The sequence below is a fragment of the Kitasatospora sp. NPDC004799 genome (genome assembly GCF_040609095.1).
Lineage (GTDB): Bacteria > Actinomycetota > Actinomycetes > Streptomycetales > Streptomycetaceae > Kitasatospora.
Window position 1 is genome coordinate 1 of record NZ_JBEXJK010000045.1, and the last position, 16,215, is coordinate 16,215.

Consider the following 16,215-nt stretch of genomic DNA (forward strand, 5'->3'; position numbering starts at 1 on the left):
CGGGGGCGGCGGCGTCGAAGCGGTGGTCGAAGGAGCCGGCCGACTCCCGCGGCGGCCAGTTCGGGCTCGGGGACGGGCAGCAGGAAGCCGGCCGGGGAGGAGAGCTTCGCCGCGCCGGGCACCGGGTGCCGGCGCAGCACGGCCTTGAACTCCTCGGCCAGGGCCATCAGTTGCTGCCCCCGGTCGACCAGCTCGCGGGCCTCCTCGGCGGCGGCCGGGTCGGCCAGCGGGGCGAGCAGTTCCATCGGGAAGCCGGCCTGGCGGAGCACGACGACCGGCGCGAGCTGCCAGGTGGCGCCGGTACCGGGCTCGGTGGCGGTCCGGGGATCGTTGACGGTGGTCACAGCCTCACCTGGGGAGTCGTGGGGACGGGACGGGCGGGACGGTGCTCGGGACGGTGCTCGGGACGGGCGGGACGGTGCTCGGGACGGACGGGACGGGCCGGACGGCGGTCGTGCAGGGCGTCCAGGACGGCCAGCGGGTCGGCCGGGAGCGCGGGCAGCAGCCCGGGGCTCGGCGCCCAGGGCTTGACCCGCACCCCGTGGTAGTCGGACCCGGCGGTGGCGACCAGGCCGAGCCGCTCGGCCGCCCCGGCGAGCCGGGCGCTGTCGGCCGGGGTGTGCCAGCTGGTCCACACCTCCAGGCCGGCCAGGCCGGCCGCGCGCAGCGGCTCCAGCAGCGCCGCGCACTGCGCGGCGTCCAGGCCGTCGGTGTGCGGGCCGGGGTGGGCGAGGACGGCGACCCCGCCCGCCTGCTCGACCCAGGACAGCACGTCCACCAGGTCGGGGTTGACCGGGTGTTCGACGTGCAGCGGCCGGCCGGGCCGGCACCAGTCGGCGATGAAGCGGGAGAACCGGTCCTCGCCCTCGGCGTACGGGGCGAACCGGGGGTCGCCGTGGGCCGCCTCCAGCAGCAGGGCCAGGTAGTCGTTGACGTAGGCCACCCGGTCGCCGCCGATCCGCCGCTCGACGTCCGCCCGGTCGAGCGGCACGCCGAGCTCGCGCGCCCGCGCGGTCCAGGTGCGCCACCAGGCCAGTTCGGCGTCGTGCAGGCGCCCGATCCGTTGCCGGAACGGTTCGTCACCGGGGTCGACGAAGTAGGCCAGGCAGTGCGTCTCCTCGCCGCGCCAGGTGGTGGTGATCTCGCAGGCCGGGACCACGGTGAGCTGCCCGCCGGCGGCCCGCTCGAAGGCGGCGACGCCCGCGACGGTGTTGTGGTCCGTCACGGCGGCCACCCGCAGCCCGGCCGCCACGCACCGCCGGGCCAGCTCGGCCGGGGCCTCGTCCCCGTCCGAGTGCCGGGTGTGCAGGTGCAGGTCGACCGGGGTGGCCAGGGTGGCGGGCGCTCCCCGCATCATCGGGCTCCGGGCAGGGTGCGCCGCCAGGAGGCGGCCAGCCAGCGTTCGTACTCGGGGCCGGACGGGTCGTCCACGACCAGGCAGAGCGGCTCGATGATCCGCCCCGCGCCGCCGGCCAGCCCGCCGTGCAGCATCGTCAGGTTGTGGCCGAGCAGCAGGTCGCAGTGCTCGCCCGGGGCGAGCACCTCCCAGCGGCGGCGGAAGGCCGCCCAGGTCAGGCCGGTGGCCATCAGCAGCTGGTGGCAGAAGAGCCGGGCCGCCTCGCCCCGGCACTCGCCGCAGGCGCAGTCGCGGGCCAGCAGCGCGGCGGCCGGGTGGCGCCGCCGCTCCTCCTCGGTCAGCTCCGCCTCGCTGTGGTGGAAGGACAGGCCGTGCCAGAACGGCTCCTCCAGCCCGAGCATGGCGCCCACCGAGGGGTAGGAGCAGCCGTGCTCCGGCTGGCGGGCCAGGCCGCGGCTCAGGTTGTCGCCGAGCCAGCGGGCCGCGCCGGCCGTGGCGTCCTCGCCCCGGTCCACGCCGCGCCGCTCCAGCACGTCGTCGATCACGCCGAGCCAGTCGTAGTACGTGGTGACGCTCAGGCCCTCGCCGACCTCGGGCAGGAAGATGCCCTGGTACATCTTGTGCGCGGGGGTGGTGGTGTACCCGGAGCAGCCGTAGGTGCGCCGGGCCGGGTCCCAGTCGGGCGCGTCCTGGAGGCTGGGCGTCAGGTACGAGCAGTGCTGGCCGTCGTGGTGCGGCAGCAGGGTCCGGGTGGTGTAGCCCTCGGGTACGTGGGTCGGCTGCGCCCGGTCGACCTCCAGCCGCATCCGGGCGGGGGCGCCGCGGGCGATCAGCGCGGTGCGGACGCGCTCGACGATGCCGGTGGACAGCCGGCGGCTGTCCTCGACGCCGAGCCGCAGCCGGCCGATCCGGAAGACGGCGTAGCCGACCCGGTGGATGACCTCGACGGCCTCGGCGGCGAGGTCATCCAGCGCCCGCTCGCGCTCGGCGGGGGCCCCGGAGACCAGCCGGGTACAGTCGAACCGCGCTTCGTGGGGGGTGAATCTCACCGGTGCTCCAGGGGTGCGGAGGTGGTGCCGGGGGCCCAGGGCGCGAGTTCGGCCGGGGCTCCCTCGGTGCGGAACAGGAACTCGAAGAGCAGTCGGGCGGCGATCTGCGCGGTGCCGCCGGACGGGTCGTAGCGGGGCGCGATCTCGGCGATGTCGACGGCGCCGACGGGCAGCGCCCGCAGCTCCTCGTAGACGTCGAGGAGGTCGCCGATGCCGATGCCGCCCATGGTGACGTGGCCGGTGCCGGTCGCCGCGGCGCTGTCCAGCACGTCGATGTCGAGGGAGACGTAGACCGTGTCGCAGCGGGAGCCGAGCTCCTCGATCACCGGGCGCAGGGCCGCGGCGGCACCGTCCCGGGTGATCTGGGAGCCGGGCACGACGTGGAAGCCGCTGTCGAGCAGGCCGCGGAACTGGTCGTACTTGGTCACGTCCCCGACCCCGACGAAGGCGATGTCCTCCGGGCGCATCTGCGGGATCTCGCTGATCCGGCGGGAGTTGGAGCCGTGGTAGAGCGGCCCGTGCAGGGTGCTCCAGTTGCCGAAGTCGAAGTGGTGGTCGATGTTGACGAACCCCACCCGGCCGGCGCCGCGGTCGAGCCGGCCGGCCCGGAAGCCGGCGAAGGTGGGGAAGGTGCAGGAGTGGTCGCCGTTGAGGAAGACCAGGTTCGGGGCGTTGCGGCTCAGCCGGCGGGCCTCGGCGGCGACGGCCTGGAAGGTCTTCACCGTGTCCGTCGGGTAGATGTGCAGGTCGCCGGCGTCCGCGACGCGGGGCGCGTGGTAGCGGAAGGTCTGCCCGGTGCGGGTGTCCAGCATCCGCCACTGGCCGAGGCTGGTGAGGTAGCTGGAGAAGACCAGGCTGGCCTGGCGGATCGCCCGCGGCCCCTCGGCGGCGCCCGGCCGGGAGCTGGCGGTGGCGTCGAAGGGCACGCCGGACACCACCCAGCCCCGCTCGCCCACGTCCACCTGGTCGGCGCTGGTGGTGGGGGCGCCGAAGAGGGTGCCGACACCGGCCCAGCCCGGCAGCGGGTCCTGCTCGAAGTCCTCGGGCTTGACGCTGTTCTGGAGCGCTTCGAAGTCGGGGAGCTCGGTCATCTCAGTCCTTCTCCTGCACGGCGGGAACGGCGGTCGCGGAGGGCGCGGCGGTCGGGACGGGCACGGCGCCCTGGACAGGCGCGGCGGCCGCGGCGGCGGGCAGCGGCTCGCGGATGATGGCGTGGGCGGCGGCGATCTTCTCCTGGAACAGGTCCCAGCTGGCCTCCGGGGACAGGTGCCGGGGCCGGTAGACCACCGGGGCGTCCTCCCGCCAGTCGGCGAAGTCCCAGTTGAAGATCCGCTCGCGCAGCCGGGGGAAGTCCGGGGTGAGCGGATACGGGACGAAGTTGTAGAGGTTGAAGAGCCACAGCGCCGATTCGTTCTCCCGCATCCAGCTGACGGTCTGGCCGTGCGCGGCCTCCGTCTCCTCGTCCAGGCCGCCCATCATGTTGAGGACGATCTTCAGCCCGGCGTCGCTGAGTTGACGGATCTTCGAAGTGTAGTCGTCCAGGCCGCGGGAGAGCTTGTTGAGCCGCTTCAGCATCTGCGAGTCGGCGGACTCGAAGCCGAGCTCCACGGCGACGACGCCGAGTTCGAGCATGGCCTCGACGATCCACTCCTTCACCTGCATGACGTGGGTCTGCACGATGAAGCGGTAGCCGGGGCGGTCGCGGAAGACGTCCAGCAGGTTGGCGACGGCCTCGCGGGACTGGCCGAAGGTCTTGTCGCCGATGTAGAAGAGCCGGGTGTCCGGGAACCGGGTGGTCAGCTCGTCCACCTCCTGGGCGAGCGCGTCCTTGGCGACCAGGGTGAGCTGCTTGCTCCAGGCGTCGCCGCAGAACGAGCACTGGTACAGGCAGCCGTGGCTGGCGTTGAGCCGCAGCAGCGGGACCCGGCCCTGGTAGCCGCCGAGGTGGCGGTAGTCCGGCGCCCAGGTGATCCGGTCGGACACCAGGCCGGGCAGCAGCGGCTTCTCCAGGCTGCCGCCGGACCCGGAGGCGAGTTCGACGAGCCGGCGCACGAAGGTGGCGTCGAGCTGGCCGCGGTGCACCGCGTGCACGGAGCCGTCCGGGGCGAGCGGGGCCATGTTCCCGCCGAGGACGACCCGCCGCCCGGCGTGCTCCAGCCGCTTGGCCACCTCCAGCGCGAGGCGGAGGTTCTGGGCGAGCGGGGACATCAGCACCAGGTCGCCGGGGGCGGTCGCCTCCAGCAGCGGTTCGGCGCAGTCCTCCGGCTCAGCCGGGGTCCGGGACAGGTCGCGGAAGACGGAGTCCAGGCCCGCGGTGTTCAGCAGGGCGGTCAGGTGGGCGACCCAGAGCGGCATCTCCCACAGGCCGTCGGTCGGGATGAAGTACTCGGGCAGCATGGCCCGGAAGCGCCGGTCGTAGTCGTCGTAGTAGCGCGCCAGGTTCGGGTCGGGGTCGTGGCTGGAGGGGAAGGGCAACTGGACGATGCAGCTCTTGGTCATGGCCGTGCCTTCGGTCGGTGAGGGCGTGGGGTCCTCGACGTGGAGCACTCAGTGGGATCGGCGGGATCGGCGCGAGAAGACCGCACAGCGCAGCTCGCTGGTGTGACGTTCTCCGTCGATGTCGAGCCAGAGGTGCTCCGGGGCGGGGAGCATTTCGCTGAACTCCAGGGGATCGGCCGTCCTCCGGGCGAGCCGGACGACCTGCCGGACGATGAGGGGGGAGTCCCAGTCGACGTAGACCGGTTTCGGCTCGCCGGGGATCTTCAGGAAGCCGCGGCGCGGCAGGCCGAGTTCGCGGCGCAGCCGGCGGGCGGCGGCGAACTCGGGGGCGTCGCCCTTGGACCGGTGGACGCCCGGGCTCCAGCCGCGCAGCGCCTCGGCGGGGAAGCGCCAGCGCTCCCGGTGCAGCACGATCCGGCCGCAGCGGATCCGGGGCACGTGGTCGCGGTCCCGGCCGCGGATGCCGACGCCGCCGAAGTGCCGGGGGAAGGCGAACGGGGAGAGCGGGTCCTGGCGGATGCTGGGGCCGCCGGCCAGCGGGGCGAGCAGCTTCAGCCGGCCCTCGACGCCGTGGGCGCGCAGCTCCACCCGGTCGGGGGTGGCCACCAGGTACAGGGCGCCGGGCTGGAGGACGTCGCCGCGGGCCTTCGGCGAGAGCCCGTACACCTCCAGGTCGGGGCAGGGGTAGGTGAGTTGGGCGCCGGTCTTGTCGGGGTGCGAGCGGGAGAGGTCGACCAGCACCTCGTCCTCGTCGAGCAGGCCCCGGTAGCGGGCGTGGATCTCGTCGAGCAGCTCCGGCGCCTCGGCCTGGAGCATCGGGGCGAAGCTGGAGTGGGTGAGCGCCTCGCGCACGGCGTGGCAGTCGCCGACGACGGCGAGGAAGTCGCCGCGGGCGATCGCGGCGGTGTCCGGCGCGGCGAGCATGACGTCCGGGTTGCACAGCGCGGGCGGGGTGTCCGGGTGCCGGGCGAGCAGTTCCTCCAGCCGGGCCCGGTCGACCACGCTCTCGGACCGGCCGTCCTCGGCGCCGTCCAGCAGCAGGTCGACGACCTCCCGGTCGAGCGCCTCGATCTCCCGGTCCACCTCCTCGCACTCGGCGGCGAGCCGCGGCTTGTCGGCGAAGAAGGCGGCGTAGAAGTCCGGCAGCGGCACCGGCGTGCCGGGGCCGAAGCGCCGGGTCATCCAGCGGTGCAGGACGGTCAGTTCGCGGCGGATGCGCAGCCGGGGGACGAGCAGCGTCAGGTCGTAGACGGCGGACAGCTCGCGGCCGATCAGCTCGGTGACGTCCGGGCCGAGGACGACGTCCCGGACCGGGCTGTACGCCTCCTCGTAGAGGATGCTGCGGTCCGCGTAGTGCCGGCCCTCGGAGCGGTTGGCGGCGGATCCGGTGACCTCCTCGAAGGCCTCCTTGAGCTCGCCGAGCAGGGCCGCCCGCTGCTCCGTCGGGCCCTCGGCGAACCGGCGCAGGCCGTCCTCGAAGCGGCGCACCACGGCGAGGTCGGGGGAGTCCTCGGGGAGGTGCCCGGCGAGCGAGCGCAGCACGTCGGTGGAGCCGATCGGGATCTCCCAGCGGCCGATCAGCCAGTCCTGCTCGACGAGTTCGGCCAGCACCCGGTCGAAGCCCCGCCCGGCCGGGCGGTCCGGGTCGTCCGGGAGGCCCTGGCGGTCCGGACGGTCCGGGCGTTCGGCCCAGGCGGCGCGCAGCTGCGCCACCGTGCGCTCCCCGTCGCAGTGCTCCCAGAGCCAGGACCGGTCGGCGTCGAAGGTGTCGGACTTCACCGCGACGAAGCGCCAGCCGTCGGGCATGCCGGTGATGGACTCGAACGCGTACAGCCGGACCTCGGGGCCCTCGGCGAAGGCCAGCGGGCGGCGGCGGGGGCGGACCGTCTCGAAGGTCTCCGGCCGGGCGCTGAACACCTCGGCCAGCGCCTCGCCCGCCCAGTGGCTGAGCAGGGCGATCCGGCGCAGCGGGCCGGTGGACCAGCTGACGCCGGCGGCGCCCTCCCGGGTCGTCCGGGCGACCGCGAGCGGGCCGAAGTGCGAGTGGGTCTCGTTCTTGGTGGTGACCCGCTGGAGGTACATGGCGAGCAGGTCGGTCATCCGCTTGACGTGGCCGTCCGACCCGGCGCCGCCGCCGGCTATCCAGGCGGTGAACTCCTCGAAGCGGGCGTCGTTGGACAGCAGCAGGACCTGCTGGAGGGAGGGCTCGCGGAACAGGTCCACCACGGTCCGGCGGGCCTCGGCGAGTCCGGCGCCGTGCTCCCGTTCGAAGGCCGCCCAGTGGCCGTCCAGGGCCAGCACCGCGTCCTGGTAGCGCTTGGCCGAGTCCAGGGCGGCCGGGCCGAGTTCGGCTTCGAGCCGGGCGAGGTCGGCGGGCGGGAAGGGGCGGAGCATGCCGACGCCGGAGGCGAGGTCGCCCCGGGTGCCGGCCCGCTCCGCGCGCAGCTCGGCCTTCAGCGTCCGCCCCAGCTCGACGGCTTCGTCCCGCAGGGCGAGCACGGTGTCGGCGGCCCGGGCGGTCGAGGGGTCGACGACCCGGTCCAGCAGCGAGAGCGGGTAGCCCGCGTGGCGGAGCATCGCGACCGGGGCGAGCGACCACCCGGTGCCGCCGTCCGCACCGGACCCCGGGGTGCGGGTGCCTCCGCCCGGAGTCCGCCCGTCGTCCGGGCGCTGCCTCGGCTCGTCCATGATCGCCCCCTCGTGGCTGACTTGATCACGACAGTTCGTGACCATACCCAGCTGTCGAGGGGTCTTTCAATAACGATGGGGTCAACACGCCGGTTTCCGGCCAAGATTGACCGGCGGGCCACCGAAACCCGAGGTGGTGCGGCAGGGCCCGGACGTTGGGATGGGCGCAATAGGCCTTATTAGGCGTGAAGTTGACGTGATGTCAGACCGGGGTGGCTTCCACCGCGGACAGCACCGTCGACGTGGGCAGGATCCGGGACAGGCGCAGACCGGCCCGGTCGAACAGCTCCGCGAAGTCCGCCTCGGTGCGCTCGCGGCCGGTCAGCGAGACCATCATCAGCAGGTCCAGGGTCTTGGCCTGGTGGGGCGCGTCGCCCCGGGGGACCACGGCGTCCAGGACCAGGAGCCGGCCGCCGGGGCGCAGGGCGCGCCGGCAGTTCTCCAGCAGGGTGACGCACCGGTCGTCGTCCCAGTCGTGGGTGATCCGCTTGAGCAGCAGGACGTCACCGGCGGGTACGGCGGTGAAGAAGTCGCCCTCCACCGTGCTCCAGCGGCCGGCGACCTCCTTGTCGCCCTCCAGCCGGTGGCCGGCCAGGACGTGGGCGCGGTCGTGGAGCACCCCCTCCAGGCCGGGGTTGCGGCGCAGCACCTCCAGCAGCAGGCCGCCGTGGCCGCCGCCGACGTCCACCACCGTGCCGGTGTCCGGGAAGTCGTAGGCGGCCGCGATGGTGGCGTTCTCCCCGTCGGACATCGCCGCCATGCCGACGTGGAAGACCGCGGCGGTCTCCGCGTCCCGGGCGAAGTGGTCGAAGAACGGCATGCCGAAGACCTCGTCGAAGGCCGTGGTGCCCTCGGTGAGGCAGTGCGCCATCCGCTCCGCCGGCAGCCAGAAGGTGCGGTCGGTGAGCATCCGCACCGCGCTGCGCGCCGAGTACGGGACGTCGCCGCGCAGTGCCTGGCCGGCCTCGGTCAGCGTGAAGCGGCCCTGCTCGTCCTCGGCCACCACGTTCCGGGTGGCGAGCAGGCGCAGCACCCGGTACAGGTTGCGGGCGTCCGTGCCGGTGGCGGCGGCGAGTTCGGCGGGGGTGGCCGGGCCGGCCGCGAGCGCGTCGGCCACCCCGGTCTCGGCGGCGGCGCGCAGCGCGGCCGGGAAGACGAAGCCGAGCGCCTCGTCGACCAGGAAGGCGGCCGAGCGGCGCAGGCCCTCCGCCGCAGGGTCGTCGGCGGGGCGGTTCTCGTCGTGCGGCATGGGTGTCCTCCTCGGTGGGGCTCCGGTGCTTGCGCCGGGATGCTGCCCCAGCGTGGCCGCGTCGAAGCGCACCGTCACCGGTCGGGGGCACGAGCCGGAAGGGGGGCGTCCCGGCCGGGACGCCCCCCTTCCGGGCGGGTCAGGACTGCGCGGCGAGCAGCGCGGCCAGCCCGTCCAGCCCCCGGTCGACGGTGGCCGGGTCCACCTGGCTGACGGAGAGCCGCAGTTGGTGCTCCCCGCCCGCGCCCGGGTAGAAGTGCGACATCGGGGTCCAGATCACCCCGTACTCCGAGGCCGAGCGCTCCAGCAGCGCGTCGTCCACCACGCACGGCACCGTGAGCACCAGGAAGAACCCGCCGCGCGGCTCGTTCCAGGTCACCCCGCCGCCGGGCGGGAAGCGCCGGGCCAGGCCGTCCAGCACCAGCGCGAGGTTGCGCCGGTAGAGCGCGGCCACCTCGGTGTTGGCGGCCCGCAGACTGTGGTCGTGCTCCAGCAGCGCACCGCCGATCACGGCCTGGGCGATCGGCGAGGTGTTCACCGTGGTCATGCTCTTGATCATGCCGAGCAGGTCGGCGAAGAGCGCGGTGCCGCCCTGCCCGTCGTCCACCAGCTGGTCCGCCACCACGTACCCGACCCGGGCGCCGGGCAGCGCCGTCTTGGCGAAGGAGCCGAGGTGGACCACCCGCCGTCCGGTGTCCAGCGCCTTGAGCGAGGGCAGCCGCTCCTCGCCGGCGAAGACGCAGTACGGGTTGTCCTCCAGCAGCAGGAAGTCCTCCTCGGCCGCCAGCGCCAGCAGCTCCCGGCGCAGCTCCAGCGGCAGGCTGGCCCCGCTCGGGTTGGCCACGTCGGGCACCAGGTAGAGCGCCCGCGGGCGCAGCCCCTCGGCCCGGGCGGCGGCCAGTTCGCGGCGCAGGTCGGCGAGGTCCACGCCGTCCGGGCCGTCCGCCACCGCCCGCACCGGCAGGTCGGCCAGCAGCGCCGCGCCGGTCAGCCCCACGTACGTCGGGGAGACGGCCAGCACCACGTCCTCGGGGCCGCGGCGCAGGGCCCGCAGCACCAGGAACATCGCCTCCTGGCAGCCCACCGTCACCACGATCGACTCGGCGGGCACCTCGATGCCCTCGTCCACCGCGAGGTGGGTGGCGATCAGGTCGTGGATGATCCCCTTGGTCCGCCCGTACTGGAGCACCTGACGGCGCGCCGCCTCCTCGGTCAGCCCGCGCTCGGTGCGCAGGTGGTCGAGGTAGCGGTCCAGGTGGCGGTGGACGGCGTCCAGCTCGAAGAACTGCTCGGCCGGGCGGCCGGCCGCGAAGGAGACCGCCTCCGGGTAGCGGATGGAGATCTCGTTGAGCAGGTTCATCGAGGTCATCGCCGGGTCGGCGAGGGAGGTGTGCAGGCCCGCCAGCAGCAGGTCGTGCGGTGCGGTGGTGGTGGTCACGGGGTGCTCCAGGTGGGGCCGGGCAGGGGGGTGGTGCGCAGCTCGGCGGCGGACCGCAGGTCGGCGCAGCCGGCGAGGCCGAGCGCGTGCCGCAGCTCGGTGGCGAGCAGGTCGAGGACCTCGGTGCAGCCCGCCTCGCCGCCGGCCGCCAGGCCCCAGATCAGCGGGCGCCCGAGCAGTACCCCGGTGGCGCCGAGGGCCAGCGCGGTGAGCACGTCCGAGCCGCCGCGCACCCCGCTGTCCATCAGCACCTGGCAGTCCTCGCCGGCCAGCGCCTCGGCGACGGCCGGCAGGACCGTCACCGGGGGCACCGCCCGGTCGAGCTGGCGGCCGCCGTGGTTGGAGACCACCACGGCCGCGGCGCCGAGGTCGGCGGCCCGCCGCGCGTCGGCCGGGTCGAGCACGCCCTTGACCACCAGCGGCAGCGCGGTCCGCCCGCGCAGCCACTCGAGGTCGGCCCAGGTGACGCCGGGGGAGAGCAGCTCGGCGGTGTGCGCGGCCACCGCCGAGACGGCGGTGGTGGACTCGTGCGCCCGCCCGGCGGCGCCGCCCTCCAGCAGGGCCGCGCGGACGTCCCCGGGCAGCGCGAAGGCGTTCCGGGCGTCGCGCAGCCGGCGGCCCATGTACGGGACGTCGGCGGTGACCACCAGGGCCTCGCTGCCGGCCCGCTCGGCCGCCCCGACCAGGTCGAGCAGCCGGTCGCGGTCGCGCAGCCAGTACAGCTGGAACCAGAGGGTGGCGCCGGTCCTGGCCAGCTCCTCGAAGCCGACGCTGCTGAGCGTGCCGATGGTGAACGGCACGCCCGCGGCGGCGCAGGCGCGGGCCGAGGCCAGCTCGCCCTCGGGGTGGAACAGCCGGTGGTAGGCGACGGGCGCCGCCGCCACCGGCAGGGAGGCCCGGCTGCGCACCAGGGTGGCGGCGGTGTCCCGGGTGCTGACGTCGGTCAGCACCCGGGGCACCAGGCCCACCCGGTCGAAGGCGGTCCGGTTGGCGGCGAGGGTCAGCTCGCGCTCCGCGCCGCCCTCCAGCCACTCCCAGACCTCGGGCGCGAGCACGGCCCGGGCCCGGTCGGCGTACTCCGCGACGGACAGCGCCGGGCGTCCGTCGGCCGGGTCGGCCGGTGGTTCGCTGCGGACGGACGCGCTCATCCGGCCACTTCGCTGGCGTTGCGCTGGAGCTCCACGGCCTCGTAGAGGGCGCGGATGTTGTTGCTGCCGAAGTTGCGGGCCCGGATGCGCTCGATCACCTCGAAGAAGAAGGTGTTCCGCGGGTGCTGGGAGCGGGTGAAGATCTGGAACAGCTGGCCGTCGTGGTCCTGGTCGACCAGCAGGTTCAGCTCGCGCAGCTGGTCGGTGGAGTGCCGCAGCGGGGTCAGCCGGCCGGGCAGCGCGTCGTAGTAGGTCTGCGGGGTGCGCAGGAACGGCACGCCGCGCTCGGCCATGGTGGCGACGGAGTGCACCGCGTCCTCGGAGGCGAAGGCGACGTGCTGCACCCCGGCGCCGTCGTGGCCGGCCAGGAAGGAGGCGATCTGGCCGCCCGCGTCCGCGCTGAGCGGCTCGATCAGGGTGAGGGTGACGCTGTGGTCGGCGCTCTGCACGACCGCCGAGTCCATGCCGAGCGCGCCGAACTCGACCCGCTCCTCGAAGATCGTCCGGAAGCCGAAGACGTCGCGGTAGCGGGCCTCGGTGGTGCGCAGCTCGCCGTACGGGACCAGGACGGCGAAGTGGTCGACGGAGCGCAGGCCGACCTCGCTGTCGTCGGTCAGCGGGAGCGGGTCCGGCAGGCCGGGGATGCGGCCGGCCGGGGTCCCGGGGGCGCGCTCGACCAGGGTGTGCACCACGTCGCCGAAGGCGTCGACCACCGCGGTGACGCAGCCGTCGGCGGCCAGCGGCGGGCGCAGCGCGGCGGCGCCGCGGTCGGTCAGGGTCCGGAACGCCTCGGCGGCGTCCGGCACCCGCAGGCCGAGGGCGGCCACGCCGTCGCCGTGCCGCTCCAGGTAGCCGGTGGCCGGGTGGCCGGCGGCCAGCGGCTGGGTGACCAGCAGCCGGATGGCGGCCTGACCGAACAGCGCGGACAGGCAGCGCTCGGCGGCCTCGCCGCGCTCGGTCGGCGGGACGAGCAGCTCGAAGCCGTACTCCGCGGTCAGCCGGGTGGTCTCGGCGCCCAGGTCGGCCACGTAGAACTCGACGTGGTCCAGCTCGACGGGGATCGGGGTGACGGCGGGAGAGGAACGGTCGGTCATCTGAGGAGCTCTCTCGTGAGGAGGAACGGGAGGTGCTGAGGAGTGGTCAGGTGAGCGAATGTACGGGGTGGTGCGGACGTATGGGATGGTGCGGGTGTTCGGTGGAGCGGGCGGGCGGTGCCGGTCAGGTGGACTGGAGGTCCTTGGCGTCCTCCGGTGCGGCCGGGTCGTCGCCCTCGCCCTCGTCCTCGCCCTGCGGCTCGGTCTCCGGGGGCTCCGTCGGGGCCTCCGGCTTGCCGATCAGGTGGGCCGCCGCGAGCAGCGCGCCGACCACCATCACGCCCAGCACCACCCGGAAGTCCAGGGCGGCCACCAGGCCGGAGCCGACGCCGACGGCCAGCGCCTGCGGCGCGGTGAGCGAGAGGTTGACGGCCGCCTGGGCGCGCCCCATCAGCTGCGGCGGGGTGGACGCCTGGGCGGCGGTGGCGAGCCCGACCAGGGCGGCCGGGATGCCCGCGCCCGCGATCACCAGTCCGGCCTCCACCACGTACAGCGACGGGGCGAGCAGCAGGACGGTCCCGAGGCCGAACACCGCCGACCCCGCCATGACCGTCCGGCGCGGCCCGAGCCGGCCGATCAGCAGGCCGCCGACCACCGAGCCGGCCAGCGCGCCGACGGCCTCGGTGGTCTCCAGCACGCCGAGGAACTGCGGCGAGCGGTGCAGCCCGTGCTGGGTCAGCGCGAACAGCACCGGCTGGAGCAGGCTCAGCACGAAGCCGGCGGCGGCGGTCGCCACCACCAGCGGCCGCAGCCCGACCGAACCGCGCAGGTGGACGAAGCCCGCCAGCACCTCGGTGCGCCACCGCAGGCCCGAGGGCTCCGGCTTGACCTCCGCCACCCGCAGGGTGAGGAAGCTCAGCGCCGCGAGCAGCAGCACGGCGAGGTCGGCCACCGCCACCACGTGCCCGCCGAACCAGCCGTAGAGGCCCGAGCCGAGCAGCGGCGCCACCAGGGTGGTGCCGGCCCGGGCGCTCTGGGTCAACCCGGCCGCCGCGCCGAAGTCCTGACGCTCCGTCAGGATGCTGCGCAGCAGCGCGCTCTGCGCCGGTGCCAGGACGGCGCCGGCCAGACCGCAGACCGTGGCGGTGCAGTAGATGATCCAGACCGTGTCCCTGCCGTCGACCAGTAGCAGCGGCAGCAGCGACACCGCCACCGCCAGGTTGACCCCGACCAGCAGCGGTCTGCGGCGGACCCGGTCGGCGAGCAGGCCGCCCAGCGGGAGCAGCAGCAGCGGCGCGGAGAAGCAGAACAGCACCAGCCCGGCGGCGGAGTTGCTGCCGGTCAGCACCTTGGCCCAGATGCCGAGGGCGATGGAGAGGGCGCTGTCACCGAGGACGGACAGGGTCTGCCCGACGAGGTAGCGCCGGAACTCCGGGCGGGCCAACAGCGGGTGCATGGCGGTTCCTTCGCTGCGCCGACGGCGCTTCGGGGTGTGCGGGTGCCTTCGGTCGTGCCTGAGGCGGTGCTTGAGGTGGTGCCTTCGGTCGTGCCTGAGGTCGTGCCTGAGACGGTGCCTGAGGTGGTGCAGGGGCCGGGGCGCCCGTGGGCGCCCCGGGTGCCCGGAGGTGCGCCCTGACGCACCGGCGGTGCCCAGGGCGCCGGGCGGTCAGCGGGCGACGGCCTGGGCCGGGGCCAGCGGGGTGACGGCGGCGAAACCCTCGATCACCGCGTCGTTGGCGTCCTTCTCGCCGATGGCGACCCGGATGCCCTGGCCGGGGTAGTAGCGGACGGCCACGCCCAGCCGCTCCAGCGCCGCGCGCAGCGGGAGCTGGTCGCCGGGCGCGTCGACCCAGAGGAAGTTGGTGACGCTGGGCGCCACCGTCCAGCCGAGGCGCAGCAGTTCGGCCTCGGTGCGCTCCCGCTCCGCGGCGATCTCGGCGATCCGCCGCGCCATCTCGTCCTCGGCGGCGACGGCGGCGAGCAGGCCCGCCTCCTGGAGCCGGTTCACCGCGTACGGCACCTGGTGGTCCCGCACCCGCTGGGCGACGGACTCCTCGGCCAGCGCGTAGCCGATCCGCAGCGCGGCGATCCCGTGCGACTTGGACAGGGTGCGCAGCACCACGAGGTTCGGCCACTCGGCGATCCGGGCCGGCACGTCCGGGGCCTGCCAGCCCCGGGCGAAGTCGACGTACGCCTCGTCGAGCAGGATCAGCGCGGTGGACGGCACCCGGCGGAAGAACTCCGTCAGCTCGGCCCAGGAGTAGACCGTGCCGGTCGGGTTGTGCGGGTTGCACAGCACGACGATCCGGGTGCGCTCGTCCAGCCGCTCGGCCATCGCCGCCAGGTCGTGCCGGGCGTCGGGGCCGAGCGGGACCGGCCGGGCCTCGGCCCGGGCGATCTCGCAGAACAGCGGGTACGCGTCGAAGCAGGGCGCCGAGTGCACCACGTTGTCGCCGGGCTCGACCACCGCGTGGAAGAGGTCCAGCGCCACGCCCGCCGAGCCGTGGCCGACCACGACCTGGCCGGCCGGGACGCCCTGCCAGTCGGCGACGATCCCGGCGATCCGCTCCGGCCGGAAGTCCGGGTAGCGGTGCAGGTCGGCACTGGCCTCGGCCAGCGCGGCCAGCACCGACGGCAGCGGCGGGTACGGGTGCTCGTTCTGCGCCAGCAGGTATCTGGCGCTCGACGGGGCGGCCATCAGTCGGCCTGGAGGACGTAGAGCCAGGAGTGCGGGGTGGCCAGCGCCTCGACGCGGTCGATCCGCAGGCCGGCGTCGGTGAACAGCTCCTCGTAGGTGGCCTTGGTGTGCAGCGGGACGCCCATCATCGCGTGCGCCAGCTCGAAGCCCACCGAGAAGACCGGCTGGGCGCCGTCGGAGGTGCCCGGGTCGCGCAGCATGGTGTCGCCGAGGACGAAGGTGCGGGCCTTCGGGAAGGCCTCCCGCATCCGGGTGAAGATCGAGGAGCGGGTGCTCGGGTCGGCCAGCAGGTCGTGCAGCAGGAAGAAGCTCATCACGGTGTCGACCTCGGCCACCTCGGCGGCCTCGGCGTCGTTGTCGATCTGGGTGCCGAGCAGGCCCAGCACGTCCGCGCGGACGGCGGTGACCCGGTCCGACATGCCGGCCTCGGCGATGTCGCGCTTGGCGATGTCGGTGGCCGGGCGGCTGATGTCGATGCCCAGGCCACGGGTGCCCTCGCGCTGCGAGACCACCCGGCGCACCCGGGCGGAGGTGCCGGAGCCCAGGTCGGCGATGGTGCGGAAGTCGATGCCGTTGAGCACGTCGGTCAGCTGGGCGGCGAACAGCGACTGGTCGCACTGGGCGGAGCCGAGGGCGACCATCGCCTCGTCGCGGAAGACGTCCTTGTTGTAGCGGTGGGTGCCGGCGCTCAGGTGGCCGGCCCGGCCGAACACGTCGTGGTAGCCGCCGACGGCCCAGGTGAAGTAGCCGCGCGCGGCGGCGATCTCCAGGCCCGCGTCGGTGGGCAGGTAGGTGTCGCCGTCGGCCTTGAGGTAGCCGTAGTCCGAGGCGGCGCGCAGCACGGCCTCGGTCCGGGCGGCGTCGCCGGCCTGGGCGGTGGCCTCGGCGGCCGAGAGCGGCTCGCCGCGCCCGATCCGCTCCAGCAGGCCGATCCGGTCCAGCGCGAAGATCACGTTGGCGGCGATGAAGCCGTTGTAGGCGTCGGTCGAGGTGATCGGCGACGGGGTGATGCCACGCCAGGAGTCGGGGATGGCCGCAGTGGTCATGGTGGTGTC

General features: G+C 74.5%; 13 protein-coding genes. All 13 read right to left on the bottom strand.

Features of this window, described 5'->3' with window-relative positions:
• Positions 1-344, bottom strand: a 344-nt coding sequence (locus ABZW03_RS09030; protein ID WP_355254130.1) for a hypothetical protein, incomplete at its 3' end; no start/stop codon positions are given.
• The gene (locus ABZW03_RS09035) at positions 341-1,357 is read right to left on the bottom strand and encodes a PHP domain-containing protein (protein ID WP_355254132.1); all 1,017 of its coding nucleotides are present in this window, start codon (positions 1,355-1,357) and stop codon (positions 341-343) included. The genes ABZW03_RS09035 and ABZW03_RS09030, both read right to left, overlap by 4 nt.
• Complete coding sequence (locus ABZW03_RS09040; protein ID WP_355254134.1) at positions 1,354-2,406, bottom strand: hypothetical protein; 1,053 nt, start codon at positions 2,404-2,406, stop codon at positions 1,354-1,356. Before ABZW03_RS09040 ends, ABZW03_RS09035 begins: the two co-directional genes overlap by 4 nt.
• Positions 2,403-3,497 carry an arginase family protein gene (locus ABZW03_RS09045; protein WP_355254136.1) on the bottom strand — a complete coding sequence of 365 codons (1,095 nt, stop codon included), beginning with the start codon at positions 3,495-3,497 and terminating at the stop codon, positions 2,403-2,405. Before ABZW03_RS09045 ends, ABZW03_RS09040 begins: the two co-directional genes overlap by 4 nt.
• A 1-nt stretch (position 3,498) precedes the next feature.
• The gene (locus ABZW03_RS09050; RefSeq protein ID WP_355254138.1) at positions 3,499-4,905 is read right to left on the bottom strand and encodes a radical SAM protein; all 1,407 of its coding nucleotides are present in this window, start codon (positions 4,903-4,905) and stop codon (positions 3,499-3,501) included.
• A gap of 48 nt (positions 4,906-4,953) precedes the next feature.
• Positions 4,954-7,593, bottom strand: a complete 2,640-nt coding sequence (locus tag ABZW03_RS09055) for a lantibiotic dehydratase (RefSeq protein ID WP_355254140.1) — start codon at positions 7,591-7,593, stop codon at positions 4,954-4,956.
• Positions 7,594-7,795: 202 nt separating this feature from the next.
• Positions 7,796-8,842, bottom strand: coding sequence for a methyltransferase (locus ABZW03_RS09060; protein WP_355254142.1), 1,047 nt, complete (start codon positions 8,840-8,842; stop codon positions 7,796-7,798).
• Between the two features lie 139 nt (positions 8,843-8,981).
• A complete protein-coding gene (locus ABZW03_RS09065) occupies positions 8,982-10,280 on the bottom strand; it encodes a PLP-dependent aminotransferase family protein (RefSeq protein ID WP_355254144.1) in 1,299 nt (432 codons plus the stop codon).
• On the bottom strand, positions 10,277-11,428 hold the full coding sequence (locus ABZW03_RS09070; protein ID WP_355254146.1) for an alpha-hydroxy acid oxidase: 1,152 nt from the start codon (positions 11,426-11,428) through the stop codon (positions 10,277-10,279). The genes ABZW03_RS09065 and ABZW03_RS09070 overlap by 4 nt, the downstream gene beginning before the upstream one ends.
• The gene (gene hppD, locus ABZW03_RS09075) at positions 11,425-12,522 is read right to left on the bottom strand and encodes a 4-hydroxyphenylpyruvate dioxygenase (RefSeq protein WP_355254148.1); all 1,098 of its coding nucleotides are present in this window, start codon (positions 12,520-12,522) and stop codon (positions 11,425-11,427) included. Before hppD ends, ABZW03_RS09070 begins: the two co-directional genes overlap by 4 nt.
• A gap of 124 nt (positions 12,523-12,646) precedes the next feature.
• Positions 12,647-13,918 (bottom strand): MFS transporter, encoded by a 1,272-nt coding sequence (locus ABZW03_RS09080; protein WP_355254149.1) that lies wholly within the window; start codon positions 13,916-13,918, stop codon positions 12,647-12,649.
• Positions 13,919-14,128: 210 nt separating this feature from the next.
• On the bottom strand, positions 14,129-15,160 hold the full coding sequence (locus ABZW03_RS09085; RefSeq protein WP_355254151.1) for an aminotransferase class I/II-fold pyridoxal phosphate-dependent enzyme: 1,032 nt from the start codon (positions 15,158-15,160) through the stop codon (positions 14,129-14,131).
• Positions 15,160-16,206, bottom strand: coding sequence for a class I SAM-dependent methyltransferase (locus tag ABZW03_RS09090; protein WP_355254153.1), 1,047 nt, complete (start codon positions 16,204-16,206; stop codon positions 15,160-15,162). The genes ABZW03_RS09085 and ABZW03_RS09090 overlap by 1 nt, the downstream gene beginning before the upstream one ends.
• Positions 16,207-16,215: the final 9 nt, after the last annotated feature.